Source organism: Pseudoalteromonas sp. 120-MNA-CIBAN-0494 (genome assembly GCF_040308885.1).
In the GTDB taxonomy this organism is placed as follows: domain Bacteria; phylum Pseudomonadota; class Gammaproteobacteria; order Enterobacterales; family Alteromonadaceae; genus Pseudoalteromonas; species Pseudoalteromonas nigrifaciens.
Genome location: NZ_JBEOOE010000028.1, coordinates 30,846 through 45,229, shown reverse-complemented (window position 1 = coordinate 45,229; position 14,384 = coordinate 30,846). Strand labels below are relative to the sequence as shown.

Annotated in this window: 12 protein-coding genes and 3 tRNA genes; 7 read left to right on the top strand and 8 right to left on the bottom strand. The window is 41.9% G+C overall.

Going from position 1 to position 14,384, the window contains the following annotated elements; genetic code table 11:
* From AAEY55_RS14515 to AAEY55_RS14505, 3 genes are all read left to right on the top strand, one after another.
* Window positions 1-77: transfer RNA gene (locus AAEY55_RS14515), tRNA-Asp, on the top strand.
* 54 nt (window positions 78-131) lie between these two features.
* Window positions 132-208, top strand: a tRNA-Asp gene (locus tag AAEY55_RS14510).
* A gap of 54 nt (window positions 209-262) precedes the next feature.
* Window positions 263-339, top strand: a tRNA-Asp gene (locus AAEY55_RS14505).
* A 96-nt stretch (window positions 340-435) separates the two neighbouring features.
* Here the strand turns inward: AAEY55_RS14505 and AAEY55_RS14500 are convergent.
* Both AAEY55_RS14500 and fadE read right to left on the bottom strand, forming a co-directional pair.
* Entirely contained in the window at window positions 436-2,376 is a 1,941-nt protein-coding gene (locus AAEY55_RS14500) for a S9 family peptidase (RefSeq protein ID WP_350551907.1), read from the bottom strand.
* Window positions 2,377-2,567: 191 nt separating this feature from the next.
* Complete coding sequence (gene fadE / locus AAEY55_RS14495; RefSeq protein ID WP_350551904.1) at window positions 2,568-5,027, bottom strand: acyl-CoA dehydrogenase FadE; 2,460 nt, start codon at window positions 5,025-5,027, stop codon at window positions 2,568-2,570.
* A gap of 312 nt (window positions 5,028-5,339) precedes the next feature.
* Between fadE and AAEY55_RS14490 the strand changes: the two genes are divergently transcribed.
* Both AAEY55_RS14490 and AAEY55_RS14485 read left to right on the top strand, forming a co-directional pair.
* Window positions 5,340-6,104, top strand: a complete 765-nt coding sequence (locus AAEY55_RS14490) for a class II glutamine amidotransferase (RefSeq protein ID WP_011328617.1) — start codon at window positions 5,340-5,342, stop codon at window positions 6,102-6,104.
* 115 nt (window positions 6,105-6,219) lie between these two features.
* Window positions 6,220-6,654, top strand: a complete 435-nt coding sequence (locus AAEY55_RS14485) for a PACE efflux transporter (protein WP_350551902.1) — start codon at window positions 6,220-6,222, stop codon at window positions 6,652-6,654.
* Between the two features lie 136 nt (window positions 6,655-6,790).
* On the opposite strand, the gene AAEY55_RS14480 is transcribed toward AAEY55_RS14485, so the two are convergent.
* The 5 genes from AAEY55_RS14480 to cmoA all read right to left on the bottom strand — a co-directional run bounded on the left by AAEY55_RS14480 (window position 6,791) and on the right by cmoA (window position 11,141).
* Window positions 6,791-7,597, bottom strand: a complete 807-nt coding sequence (locus AAEY55_RS14480; RefSeq protein WP_080516814.1) for a DUF3108 domain-containing protein — start codon at window positions 7,595-7,597, stop codon at window positions 6,791-6,793.
* Window positions 7,542-8,189 (bottom strand): phosphoribosylglycinamide formyltransferase, encoded by a 648-nt coding sequence (gene purN / locus AAEY55_RS14475; RefSeq protein WP_011328614.1) that lies wholly within the window; start codon window positions 8,187-8,189, stop codon window positions 7,542-7,544. Before purN ends, AAEY55_RS14480 begins: the two co-directional genes overlap by 56 nt.
* Entirely contained in the window at window positions 8,189-9,241 is a 1,053-nt protein-coding gene (gene purM, locus AAEY55_RS14470; protein ID WP_011328613.1) for a phosphoribosylformylglycinamidine cyclo-ligase, read from the bottom strand. The genes purN and purM overlap by 1 nt, the downstream gene beginning before the upstream one ends.
* Before the next feature lie 189 nt (window positions 9,242-9,430).
* On the bottom strand, window positions 9,431-10,399 hold the full coding sequence (gene cmoB, locus AAEY55_RS14465) for a tRNA 5-methoxyuridine(34)/uridine 5-oxyacetic acid(34) synthase CmoB (protein ID WP_193038492.1): 969 nt from the start codon (window positions 10,397-10,399) through the stop codon (window positions 9,431-9,433).
* Between the two features lie 16 nt (window positions 10,400-10,415).
* A complete protein-coding gene (gene cmoA, locus AAEY55_RS14460) occupies window positions 10,416-11,141 on the bottom strand; it encodes a carboxy-S-adenosyl-L-methionine synthase CmoA (protein ID WP_350551899.1) in 726 nt (241 codons plus the stop codon).
* 116 nt (window positions 11,142-11,257) lie between these two features.
* Between cmoA and AAEY55_RS14455 the strand changes: the two genes are divergently transcribed.
* Window positions 11,258-11,947, top strand: coding sequence for a DUF3334 family protein (locus AAEY55_RS14455; RefSeq protein ID WP_011328610.1), 690 nt, complete (start codon window positions 11,258-11,260; stop codon window positions 11,945-11,947).
* Window positions 11,948-12,067: 120 nt separating this feature from the next.
* Here the strand turns inward: AAEY55_RS14455 and AAEY55_RS14450 are convergent, their stop codons facing one another.
* Entirely contained in the window at window positions 12,068-13,324 is a 1,257-nt protein-coding gene (locus AAEY55_RS14450; RefSeq protein ID WP_011328609.1) for an adenylosuccinate synthase, read from the bottom strand.
* Between the two features lie 121 nt (window positions 13,325-13,445).
* Here AAEY55_RS14450 and AAEY55_RS14445 point away from each other — a divergent pair, with 121 nt between their 5' ends.
* Window positions 13,446-14,348 carry a LysR family transcriptional regulator gene (locus AAEY55_RS14445; protein ID WP_089368523.1) on the top strand — a complete coding sequence of 301 codons (903 nt, stop codon included), beginning with the start codon at window positions 13,446-13,448 and terminating at the stop codon, window positions 14,346-14,348.
* Window positions 14,349-14,384: the final 36 nt, after the last annotated feature.

The window sequence follows — 14,384 nt, the reverse complement described above, 5'->3', positions numbered from 1 at the left end:
GGAGTGGTAGTTCAGTTGGTTAGAATACCGGCCTGTCACGCCGGGGGTCGCGGGTTCGAGTCCCGTCCACTCCGCCATTTGATATCAGTAACAAAATTAGTAAGTGCATTACCCCATGCACATACCACTGCGGAGTGGTAGTTCAGTTGGTTAGAATACCGGCCTGTCACGCCGGGGGTCGCGGGTTCGAGTCCCGTCCACTCCGCCATTTGATATCAGTAACAAAATTAGTAAGTGCATTACCCCATGCACATACCACTGCGGAGTGGTAGTTCAGTTGGTTAGAATACCGGCCTGTCACGCCGGGGGTCGCGGGTTCGAGTCCCGTCCACTCCGCCACTTGTTATTTCCTCAATAACAAGTTGAATACAATCAAAATCATAAATTACATTTCTTAGCACATAAAAATGCAGGCATAAATTAATCAGTGCAAACTTATTCAGCTTTTAAATACTGCTCTAAAAATTTCAAGTAAGCGTTTGATGCCGTGATCCGATTTTCTTTTTTGCTAAAACCATGACCTTCATCGTCAAACAATACATACTCAACTGGTACGCCATTGGCTTTAACTGCAGCGACAAGCTCATCACTTTCAACTTGTAACACGCGCGGATCGTTAGCGCCTTGAATAACCATAAGTGGCTTGATGATGTTTCTAGCGTGGAATAACGGTGAAATGGCGCGGTGACGATCACCGTCTGTTGCCGGATCGCCCATTTCATCGTACAGCGACTTTTTAAAGCTCTCCCACCAAGGTGGAATAGAATTAAGTGTACGTACCCAGTTGGTTACTCCAAAAATATTAATCCCAACTTTAAACTCTTCGGGTTCAAAGGCAAAGGCTGCCGCGGTCATAAAGCCGCCATAGCTACCACCCATAATGCCAATTTTATCGGTATCGACCCACTCTAAGCTCTGTAAATGTTTTTTGCCGTATACAATATCTTGTAGGTCATCGGTGCCGTGCTTTTTATCATCTAAATGAAAAAAGGTTTTACCATAGCCCGAGCTGCCTCGATTATTAACTGCAAAAATGGCGTAACCATGATTTACCAAATGCTGTTGCATCGCACTATAACCGGTACGGCTTTGTCCGCCTGGCCCACCGTGCACCCAAATTAACGCAGGCACTTTGTTGGTGCTACTCGCTTGCTTGGGTTTATATAAAACACCTGGTATTTCTAAACCATCAAAGCTCTTAAAGCGTACTATAGTGCTTTGCACTAAATCGTTTTGATTAATTTTTTTACTGAGGGTATTAGTTAATTGCTGCGTGTTATTACTGCCTACTTGCCATACAAATAAATTACTAGGTGCAGTGTCTGAATTTAAATAAAAGGCCATGTTTTGCTCATCAGCTGAAAAGCTCACACCCCGTAAATTACCTGCCGGTAGCTTAGGCATGGCAATTTCTTTATTCGTTTGCGTATCGATCACGGTTACTTTAGTGCTGGCATCGGCGTTCACACCACTCACCTGGTAGCGCCCCGACGTTGAAAAATAAATAAAGCTTACGTCCCAGTCATCGGCTAAAGCTGGGCTGTGCTCGCCAGAAGCTAGGTCATAACGCCACATCTGCGAAAACTCGCCTTTAGCGTCTGTAGAGTAGTATAAGTATTTGTTATCGTCAGAGAAGGTTTCAGGGCTGTATTGAGCAGGTGTATGGTGTTTTGAAATTAACTGTGGCTTTAGTGTTTTAGTATAAGTATCTAAAATAAAGGTATCGCTGTCTTTGTTGCTATTACTTTTAGACAGCGCAATAAAACGACCATTTGGGCTTATTGCACCTACATTTAGTCCTAAAGTATTTTGATAAACCGGCGTCACTTTATAGGTTTTACTATTAACGCGATATAAATCCATAAACTTAGCATCACGCTGATTGCTGGTAATAAAAAATTGGCTGGCATTTTTAGTGAAGCCGGCAAAACTAGCGCGGGTTTCATCCCCAGGGGTTAAGTCTTTTACTGTGCCGTCAGTTTCGCGTACATAAATATGAAAGCGTTCGTTACCGCCCGTGTCTTTGGTAAACAACACTCGCTCATCATTTGGAAAATAGCGGATAGGGTAGGTACTGTCGGTAAAATCGGTTAAGCGAGTTTTGCCGCCTGTTTGGACATTAACCTCATATAGGCTGTAAATGCCACTTTCATCACTACTGACTAAAATTTTATCGCCATGGGGTGAAAAGCTACTCCCCATAATTGAGGTGGTATCAAAAAATGTTTCAGCTGAGTAGGTGCTCAGTTCTTTTACATGCGCTTTAGAGCTGGTTAGCGGGGCTGTATATGAGGATGAGTTGGTTGATTCACTGCAACCAGAGAGCGCTAGGGTAACTGCGCATGTAATTATTGTAAGTTTAATAATTTGCTTCATTGTTACGTTCCTTTACTGTTGTTTTTATAACCCGAATTTAGGTTAAAGTATTTATAGCAGTTTTACCTGAACAGTTTTTAAACGCAATAAGTAGCTGGTTTTATGTACAACAAAAGTGTATCAAAATCTTACACATAAAAAAGCCAGCACATAATGTGCTGGCTTTTATAACTTAAAAGTAGATGCTGGGCTTATTTAGCGGCATCAGTTTTTTTAGGTTTATTATTACGAGCTGCTTTACCAGCGAGTAAATCAGCAGGATCAAAGTCGTCAACGTTTATAACGTCTAAACGAGCTTGTTCTACAGCTGCTAACTTGTCAGCTTCTGCTTGGCTTAAAATACCAGCCTCAAGACCCATTCGCGCTACTTTATCAAGCTGAAAGAATGGCAGTTTAAGGCCTTTTTCTTTACATACACGGTCAAATAATGGCTCAACTTCAAGTACGTCTTTAAGCGTTTGCTCTTGACGGCCTACAAGGTTAAGCGGCTCATTTGTTAAATACACATAGCTTGCCAAACGATTACGCGTTTCGCTAGGTACTTGTAGTATTTGCGCTAATTTGTGTTCAAGTTGGTCGGTAGGTTTACGAACCGGACGGCCAAACGGGAATAACAATACTTTTAATACGCCACGCAGTGGAGCAGAAGGCATGTTATTAATTAAATCAGCAAGTGCGCGTTGACAATGATACAGGTGATCTTGACAGCTCCACTGTACTAACGGGAAGTCTTCTTTTTTACGGCCTTCGTCGTTATAACGTTTAAGCGTTGCAGACACTAAGTATAGGTAGCTTAGTAAGTCACCTAAGCGAGCAGAAATACGCTCTTTACGTTTTAGTGAGCCACCAAATACTGCCATGCTAATGTCAGACATAAGTGCAAGTGATGCACTAAAGCGCGACGCTATACGGTAAAACTCAGCGGTTTCGTCTTTGTACGGCACACTTGTAAAACGAGCACCCGTTAACGCGAGCCATTTAGTGCGCACAAGGTTAGACATGGTAAAGCCAATGTGACCCATTAATGCTTTATCAAATACGTTTAGCGCTTCTTCACGGTCTTCAATTTCGCACGCACCTAGTTCGGTAAGTACAAACGGGTGACAGCGAATTGCACCTTGACCATAAATAATCATATTACGGGTCAAAATGTTGGCACCTTCAACGGTAATCGCAATAGGTGCACCTTGATAACCACGGCCTAAATAGTTATTTGGCCCAAGCATGATGCCCTTACCGCCAAGTACGTCCATGGCGTGCAGGGTAGAGTCACGCATTTGTTCTGTAAGGTGGTATTTAATAATAGCCGAAACAACCGAAGGTTTTTCGCCTAAATCTACCGCACCGGTAGACATGCTTACTGCAGCATCAGAGCTATATGCATAACCAGCAAGTTTTGCTAACGACTCTTCAACGCCTTCCATTTTACCAATAGGTAAGCGGAACTGGCGACGAATACGGCTGTAGGCACCGGTTGCAACAGCAATCATTTTAATGCCACCGGCTGAGTTTGACGGCAATGTAATTGCACGGCCAACCGATAAACACTCAACCAGCATACGCCAGCCTTGGCCTGCCATATCTGGCCCACCAATAATGTAATCAAGCGGTACGAATATATCTTTACCCTGCGTAGGACCATTTTGAAACGGCACATTAAGCGGGAAGTGGCGACGACCAATTTCAACCCCTGGAGTATCGGTTGGAATAAGTGCACAGGTAATGCCAGGCTCTTTATTATCACCAATTAAACCATCAGGATCTTGTAATTTAAATGCAAGCCCTAGTACCGTAGCCACAGGTGCAAGCGTAATATAACGCTTGTTCCATGTAAGGCTAACACCTACAACTTCTTCACCTTTCCATTGTCCTTTACATACTACACCGTAGTCTGGAATTGAGCTTGCATCAGAACCTGCTTCTGGCGAGGTTAATGCAAAACATGGAATTTCTTGGCCACTGGCAAGGCGCGGTAAGTAATGGTCTTTTTGCTCTTTTGTTCCATAGTGCTGGAGTAATTCACCAGGACCTAATGAGTTTGGTACGCCAACAATTGACGAAAGTAAGGTTGATTTACTGGTTAGCTTTTGTAGTACGCACGACTGTGCAAATGCTGAGAACTGTAAACCGCCATATTCTTTTTTGATGATCATGGCAAAAAATTTGTTATCTTTTAGATATTGCCATACATCTTGAGGAAGATCGGTAAGTTCGTGTGTTGCTTCCCAGTCATCGAGCATACTACACACTACTTCAACAGGGCCATCGATAAAGGCTTGTTCTTCAATAGTTAGCTTAGGCACTGGATATTGGTGTAACTTTTTCCAATCTGGGTTACCACAAAATAAATCAGCTTCCCACCATGTTGTACCGGCATCAATGGCTGACTTTTCAGTATCAGACATGCTAGGCGTTACTTTTTTAAACATAGTAAAAAGAGGCTTAACAATATATTGCTGGCGAATACCAGTAACAGAGAGAGGCACCGCTATAATTAAAAATATTATCCAACTAATTAAACCAAAAGCACCCGCAAAGGTACCAATTAATAATGTTGCAATAGAAACACCAAGTGCGGTGTTCCAACTTGCTCTGTGGTAAACCGCTGCGCTGAGCAGTGCGATTAAACCGAGTGTAAATATGAGTGTCATTGCTAATTCCTTATTAGAGGTCAGACCACCTTAGTTAGAGTAGCGTTAGTAACGCTAAGTTTCAAGTACCTTACGTAGTTAAATTTTAATCGAAATAACCGTAAAAAAGCAGCTCATTTAATAGAGTCAGCGTTAATAAAGTAAGTTACAGCTTTAGTCTATGCATTCATAGCGACAAAAAAAATTTAATCTAATAGTAAAATGTTATTTTTTAAGTAAATATAGACGCCCGTACACACAACTAAATAGTGTACGCTTAATATAAAAATATAACGTTATTTATTAATACGTGGTTTAAAGGTTATTTATTTTATGTGTGAATTGCTTGGCATGTCGGCGAATGTGCCTACAGATATTTGTTTTAGTTTTTCGGGGCTGCTGGAGCGCGGCGGTAATACTGGGCCACATAGAGATGGGTGGGGTATTACATTTTACGAAGGCAAAGGCTGCAGAACCTTTAAAGATCCGCAGCCGAGCTACCAGTCAGAAATAGCGAAGTTAGTTAAAGCATACCCGATTAAAAGTGTGTCCGTTATTAGCCATATTCGCCAAGGTAACCGCGGTAAAGTATGCCTTGAAAACACGCACCCGTTTACGCGTGAACTGTGGGGGCGCGAAATTACTTATGCGCATAACGGCCAGTTATCTAATTACCATGATTTAAAGCCTGATCATTACCGACCTGTTGGCGATACTGACAGCGAGTTGGCTTTTTGCTGGCTGCTGGATCAAATACGCACTAAGTACCCAAATAAGCCAGAGGATATGGCATCGGTATTTCGTTATGCAGCAACGCTTTCGCATACACTGCGTGAAAAGGGCGTTTTTAATATGCTGCTGACCGATGGCGTATTTGTTTTAGCTTACTGTACCAATAACTTACATTACATAACTCGCCGTGCGCCCTTTGGAAAAGCGACCTTGATTGATGCTGACATGGTGGTCGATTTTAACGAAGAAACCACGCCCAACGATATTGTTAGTGTTATAGCAACAAAACCACTGACTAACGACGAGCGCTGGAAAAAAATGCAGCCGGGTGAGTTTGTATTATTTAAGATGGGTGAATTGATTTAAGCTTGTTTTTTGCCTTTAGCGCTTAGTTGAGAGCGCTAAAAATTATTGTAGTAAAGTAGACGCGGGCTTTTATATTGAGCTGACCCAGTACATTATTTATTATCGGAATTATATTATGACTCCTAAAAAACGCCGTATTCTACAAGCTGTGTTGTATGAATTATTTGCCATTGCTTTTGTTGGCCCTATTATAAGTTTTATGTTTGATAAATCAGCAACTTCAGCGATAGGCCTCGCTTTTGTATTATCCAGCGTAGCACTTAGCTGGAACTATGTATTTAATGCGTTATTTGAGCGCTGGGAGTCTCAGCAAACAATAAAAGGTCGCTCATTCAATCGTCGCTTATTACACGGAATTGGCTTTGAAGGTGGCCTTGTTTTAATTTTAGTGCCGGTTATGGCGCTGTGGTTGAAAATTTCAGTGCTTAGTGCGTTTATAGCGAACCTTGGATTTTTTATATTCTTTTTTGTTTATGCAATTGTTTTTACATGGGCGTTCGATCGAGTTCTTGGCTTGCCAGCTTCTGCGCAGCAGCAAAGTGAAGCATAATAAAGCTTAACTTTTAGATTTAATCGCGAAAAAAACGTATAAAAAAAGCGCGATTTGCATCGCGCTTTATATAAACTAATAGTAATAAAGATATAAACTAATAGTAATAAAGCCATTTGTAGCTAAAAATAATTGCTTACTCTGGGCTTGTTACTTTTTTAATATCAGCAGGTGGGGCAATGACAGGTGTTGTCACGGTAAATGAGTTTATTTGCACTTCAAATTGTTCCATTCCTTTTTCACCTTTCCACATACGCACTAACATGTAATCCATTTCTGGTGCAAACCAAGCAAGTGCTTGGCGTTTGTCATTATCGTATAAGCGTTTTACTTTAATTGCTTCTACGTTGCCGATAGGTAATGAAATCATCTCTGTTGCAACAACTTCAAAATTGTAGTCGCGGCGATTACCTTTTTTATCGATTAACGGGAATGAAAAACTGGTTTCGCCTTTTTTCAAACCTTCGCGCACTTGTACCTGATACGAAATAGCATCTTGAAAGTCATCAGTCCATTCGCACTCAAGCGGGTATTCGCTGCGGCTACTGTTAACGACTTTTTTTTGTGCGTCAAAATCAATGTTGTAATCTTTATCAGGACCAGTGCCGGTACGGATCATTGAATAATGATGCGGGCTCACTTTGCCATCTTTAAAGGTAAATTTAGAGGTTTCCTGGCGTGAGTCAGAAAAAATCATCCACTCAATATTGCTGTGATAGGTTAACTCGTAGTTATCGTCACTTATCTTTTTGAGTTCACGCACGGCTTCACCATGATTTTTACCTTTGCGTAAAATATCATACTTAGCTTCGTACTGTGTCAATTCGCCGGCAATAAGGCTAGTTGGAAGTAAAGTGCCCACACATAATAGCAGGGCACTTATTTTTTTATTGTGGGTACTGCGCGCCGTGTGCAGGAAGTTTTGTTTCGTCAAGAACTGCATAATCTGCTTCCATAGTTAGTCTGTGTTCACTGAACCACTTGACCACCAAAGGATAAATTATATGCTCTTGTTCGTGCACGCGTTTTGCTAATGTGTCTGCTGTATCATCCTTGAGTACAGGTACTTTTGCCTGAAGTATAACCGGACCTCCGTCTAGCTCTTCAGTTACAAAATGAACACTTACGCCATGAACATCATCATTTGCATCAATTGCTCTTTGGTGGGTATTCAGCCCCTGGTACTTAGGCAACAAAGATGGATGAATGTTCAACATTTTTCCAATATATTTTTGCACCAAGTTAGGAGTAAGAATACGCATAAACCCAGCTAATACAACTAGATTCGGTATAAAAGAGTCAATGATGCTCATTAACTGTGTATCGTAGGCCTCGCGTGAGTCAAAATCTTTATGACTCAGCACTTGTGTAGCAATGCCAGCTTGCTTAGCACGTTCAAGGCCATAAGCGTCTGCTTTGTTACTAATAACAGCCGCTATTTGCGCATTTATCTCGCCACTTTCACAGGCATCAATAATGGCTTGTAAATTAGAGCCACCGCCTGAAATTAAAACTACAAGACGAGTGGGTGCCATTACTTAGCGCCACCTACAATTTCAACTTGCTCTTCGCCAGGCGCTGCGTCTTGAATTTCACCAAGGTGCCATGCGTTTTCGCCCAAGTCTTTTAGCATGCTTAAACTTTGCTCAAGTTTGTCGGCTGGAACAACTAATACCATGCCTACACCACAGTTAAATGTGCGGTACATTTCATGCGTAGTAATGTTACCGTTTTCTTGTAACCAGTTAAAAATAGGTGGCCACTGCCAGCTATCGCCTTTTACTACTGCTTTTGCAGAGGCAGGTAATACGCGTGGGATATTTTCCCAAAAGCCGCCACCGGTAATGTGCGAAAGCGCGTGTACGTCAACGTGCTTGAATAACTCAAGCAGTGGTTTAACGTAAATGCGAGTAGGTTCAAGCAATGTTTCGCCTAATGTTTTGCCTTCAAAATCAGCGCTTGTATCTGCGTTAGATACTTCAAGTACTTTGCGAATTAGCGAGAAACCATTTGAATGCGGACCACTTGAAGCAAGGGCAATAAGTTGATCGCCCGCGGCTACTTTAGTGCCATCAATAATTTTTGATTTTTCTACAACACCGGTACAAAAACCAGCCATGTCGTAGTCTTCGCCGTCGTACATACCAGGCATTTCTGCGGTTTCGCCACCAATAAGGGCACAGCCAGAAATTTCACAGCCTTTACCAATGCCGGTTACTACGTCTGCGGCAGTGTCTACGTCTAGCTTACCTGTTGCATAGTAATCTAGGAAAAACAGCGGTTCAGCACCTTGAACAATTAAATCGTTTACACACATAGCGACCAAGTCGATACCGACAGTGTCGTGCTTTTTAAGATCGATAGCTAAACGTAACTTAGTACCCACACCATCAGTGCCGGCAACTAATACTGGTTGCTTATAACCTGCTGGAATTTCGCAAAGTGCGCCAAAACCACCAATACCGCCCATTACTTCAGGACGACGAGTTTTTTTAACCACACCTTTAATACGCTCAACAAGTGCATTACCAGCGTCGATATCTACGCCCGCGTCTTTATAGCTTAGAGACTGTTTTTGTTCGCTCACAGGTTTTCCTCAAAATAGTTGTTTTGGGTTGCTTAGAAACGCGCGTATTTTACAACAATTGCGTAACCGCGGCTAGCGTAAATATAGTATTGAAATAATTAACAGGACACTTGTCCGCTAATTGCTGGCTAAATAAACAAAAAAACGCCCGTAGGCGTTTTTTATTGTTTGCTGATGTTGCCGTTAACGCTATGCTTTAGCAGTTAAAATAGCACGTAGTGGTGCTGGGTAACCTTCAATGGTTTTACTGGTGTCGTTTGGATCTAAAAAGTCGACTAACGATTCGTTTTCCATCCAAGCTGTTTTGCGTTGCTCATCTAGTGTAGTAATTGCGCAGTCTTTAATTTGTACGTTTTTAAAGCCCACGCGCTCCATCCACAGTTTTAATGCCGCAGTGCTTGGAATAAACCATACATTACGCATTTTTGCATAGCGATCAGTGGGTACAAGCACTGTATTTTCGTCGCCTTCAATGACTAAGGTTTCTAGTACCAGCTCGCCACCGGGGCGCAGTTGTGCTTTTAATTGCGCTAAAAAGTCGATAGGCGAGCGACGGTGATAAAGTACCCCCATCGAAAATACCGTATCAAATGCTTTTAACTCGGGTAGTGCCTCAACACCCAGTGGTAATAAGTGTACGTTTTCGTCGGGATTAAAGTGTTTTATAGCTTGAAACTGACACAAAAATAAGTCAGAAGGGTCAATGCCTACTACAAACTGAGCGCCTTCACCACGCATACGCCATAAATGATAGCCCGAGCCGCAGCCAATATCTAACACTGTGCGGCCTTTGAGTGGCTCAATATGTGGAAGCAGGCGATCCCATTTCCAATCGCTGCGCCACTCTGTATCTATTTCAATACCGTGAACACTAAATGGGCCTTTGCGCCATGGCATCATGCGCTTTAACAAATGCAGGGTTTGTTTTTGCTCACCATCGGTCATTTCACCCGGAGTGCCAATTTTTACCTGAGTAGTAGTATCAACATGCTGAGTTTTAACCTCAGGTAAATTTTTAAGCACTTTTTGCCACTGTGGTAAGTCGCCATGACTTGCCTCTAACTGCCAATGTTTTAATTGCGCAGGCAGAGTTTCTAGCCAGTGACTAAGTGGGCTTTGTGCAATAGCAGCGTAAAATTGGTTAAACCATTGAGACATAAATTACTTACTCTCTTTATTTAATTGCGATCATTGAGCAAAAATTAAAACATTGGTACCACACCTGAGTTTGGCTAAAGCCAATGTCTTTTAAGCGGGTAAAGTGCGTGCTTAGCGTATCTGGGCGCATTACGTTTTCAATAGCGGTGCGCTTTTGACTTATTTCAAGCTCCGAATACCCATTATGGCGTTTAAAGTCGTGGTGTAGGTCAATTAGTAAATTATCGCACAGCTCGTTTTCGGCTTTTATTTTTTCGCTCAGCAGCAATACACCGCCGGGTTTTAAGTTGGCGTATATTTTTTCAAGGACTGCTTGGCGCTGTGCATGCGGAATAAACTGCAGCGTAAAGTTCATTGCCACCACTGAAGCATTTTGAATTTCAAGCTCGTTAATGTCGCCTAAAGTAACGGTAACCGGTACTTCTGACTTAAAGCCTTGTAAATGTACCTTACAACGCTCAACCATAGCTTGTGAGTTATCGACTGCAATAATATGGCAGTTATCGGTGCGAATATTACGGCGCATACTTAATGTAACCGCGCCCAGCGAGCAGCCTAAATCGTAAAGATTAGAGTTACTTTGCGCATACTCACCGGCAAGTTTACCCATAGTACTTACTATAGTGGCGTAACCCGGCACAGAGCGCTGGATCATATCAGGAAAAACTTCGACTACGTTTTGATCAAAACTAAAGTCTTTAACTTGTTGCTCAGAGGCATAAATACTGTCTTTAATGGTCACGAAGCCAGTCTCTTTGAAAATAATGGCGCTATTTTAACATTTTATGCTGGATAGTCAGTGATAAATTAAGTAGCTTGGCTAGAATAATGAAAAATAAGTATAAATGAGACTATTAAATGAGCAAAAGTAAAGTTATTAGCACCGATGATATATTGGCAACCCTTTGTCACTCGGTTACAGGGGTACTCACATCGGCCAGTGGCAATAGTGTTAGTTACTCCGCTATGGTGCAAAAAATTACTCGTACTTGTATGCGCCCAGATATTGGCTGTTTTGTGTTATTTGATGGTGGCTTTACTGGCCTAGTAATTACTAATTTCACATCGCAAGCGGCAATGGAAATTTATGGCGATTACATGCGTAACATGGGTATGCCCGAGGAAGAAATAGCACATAGTCATTTGTCTGACGATGTATCCAACGTATTAGGCGAGCTAATGAACCAAATAGTTGGTGACTTTACCTCTAAAGTACGCGAGCAATTACATACCTCTATTACCCAAAATCAGCCAAAAATGATGGCAATTAATAAACAGGTACAAATTTCTGTAGATACCACAATGGATCGCCCACAAGCGCGCCGCGTAACGTTTACCACCAGTAAGCAAAATATATTTTATTTAGAGCTGGCAATGGATAAAACTGAGTTTATTAAATTACACGACTTTGACATTGTCGAAGCAATAGATCCCGACGACATCATCGAAAACGAAGCAAAACAAAAAGCAGAAAAAGCCAAGGCTAAAGCTGAAAAAGAAGCAGAAGATAGTGATGATGACGACTTTATGGCAGGGCTAGGGCTGTAAGAATAAGTTAAAATAATTATGTGGTTAAGGTCATAAAATCAGCCACGCGCAGTGTGACCTTTATTAATAACTGTTGGGTTACATGCAAACCCAACAGTTATTTAAACACAATAGCGCTATTTAGCGAATAATCATCTGTTCGCGCTCAGGACCAACAGACACCATAGTTATTGGTACGCCCATTAACGCTTCAATGCGCTCAACGTATTGTTGCGCTGCAATTGGTAGACTGTCGAAGGTACGACAACCGGTAATGTCTTCATCCCAAGGTTGCATATTTTCATATACAGGGCTTAATGCAGCTGTTTGTGGCCAAATTGGGTTTTCGCTATGATCGCCGTCATAGGCAACACAGATTTTTAAATCTTTCATACCCGATAAACAATCAATTTTGGTTAAAGCAATTTCGGTTGCAGCTTGTAGTTCAACACCATTGCGCGTGGCAACTGCATCAAAGTAGCCCATGTCCCGTGGGCGGCCAGTTACTGCGCCATATTCGTTAGCGCTTTCACGAAAATTGTCTTGCTCTTCCATTGCAGTAACTAAAGTACCCGTACCTACTGATGAGCTAAACGACTTTGCTACCGCAACAACACGTTCAGGACGAAGCGCTGGTAAACCGCTGCCTATGCCTGCATAAGCAGCCGTTACGTTTGAAGAGGTAGTGTAAGGGTATTCGCCATAGACTAAATCGCGACCTGCACCTAACTGAGCTTCAAATAATAAATTAGCATTTTGTTTTTGTAGTGCTTTTAACGGCTCTGTTACATTACAAATAAATGCACGCCAAGGCGCGGTAACATCGAGTAACCACTGCGTCATTTCTTCAGCTGTTTGCGAAAAATCACAACTTGGATATAAGGCTTTTAGCTGTGGCATTTTCCAATCAAGCATAAATTGAATACGCTCTAGTAAAACGTCAGGCTGATTTAACCAACCCACTAAAATGCCTTTTTTCATTACTCGGTCGCCATACGCTGGCGAAATACCTTGGCGAGTCGAGCCGTAAGCAGCGTCGCCTAAACGTAATTCTTCAAGGGTGTCTTCAAGGGCATGTAAAGGCAGACATAAAGTGGCACGATCAGAAATACACAGCTTTACATTAACGCCAGCGGCTTTAACTTCGGCTATTTCTTCACTTAAGGCGCTAGGGCTTATTACCATGCCAGGGCCAAGTACTGCTATGCAATCAGGATTAAAAATACCGCTAGGTAATTGGTGTAGTTTAAAGGTGCCAAAATCATTCACAACGGTATGACCGGCGTTGTTACCACCTTGAAAGCGAATGCTTGCTGATGCGTTCTCAGCTAAAAAATCTACGATGCGGCCTTTGCCTTCATCACCCCAGTTTGCACCTACAACAACAATTGACGGCATAATTTAATCTCCAAATTGAACAAGCTGATATGATATGCGGGCTGTTAAAATAAGAGAAATTAATTATAATTATAATATCAATAAGGATTCCATATGGCGTGTGCAATATTAAGGAAGTGAGATGTTAGATATTCATTGGTTAAAAACCTTTGTTACATTAGCAGAGCTAAAGCACTTTGGTAAAACGGCAAGTGCACTGCACATGACGCAACCTAATGTGAGCTTGCATATTAAGCAGTTAGAAAAAATGACGCGGGTAAAGTTAATCGAGCGTAACCCCTTTTGTTTAACCCAAGCGGGTTTGCGTTTATTACAGTCGGGGCAAAAAACCTTATGGGAATTGAAGGTATGTCAGTCTGATCTAAATGCAATAAATAACTTAAGCCAAGGCACACTCACCATTGCAGCCAGTGATATTATTTCTCGCTTGTTACTCATAGAGCCTTTTCAGCTGTTTAAAACCCAGTTCCCGGGGATTGATTTTACCTTGCTTAATACCACCTCGTCACAGGCATCGGCGCTGGTTAAAAGTGCAGAAGCCGATTTAGGCTTTGTAATTGCTCAAAAAGAAAGTGAGCCACTGCATTTTAGTGAACTCCAACAGATAAAGTGGTGTGCGCTGGGAAATAATTTAGCGTTATGGCAGCAAGCAAAAAACGATGAAAGTATGGTACTCACTGAGCCGCCAACATTAATTTTATTAGGCCACGATACCCGCACCCGAGAGTTATTAGATAATGCGCTACCGTCTTTAAATTTACCGAGTTATCGGGTTATGGAAGTGGGTAGTGTTGATGCACAAATTGATTGGGCAGAAGCTGGTTTTGGCGTGGCAATTGTTCCTGAGTTTTCGCTGCGCTCTAAAGCTAATTTAACCAATACAGTAACGGCTTTACCGCAATTCCCAACCACCAGTTTAGGTTATATAGTGCGGCAAAATCAGGTGCTATCTAAGGCAATAAAACAGTTACTACACTGGGTAAATGAAGAAATTTCGCGCACCCATTTAAAACAACCAAAATAGTCATCACTTAATATTACTACCGATTATTATATTGTT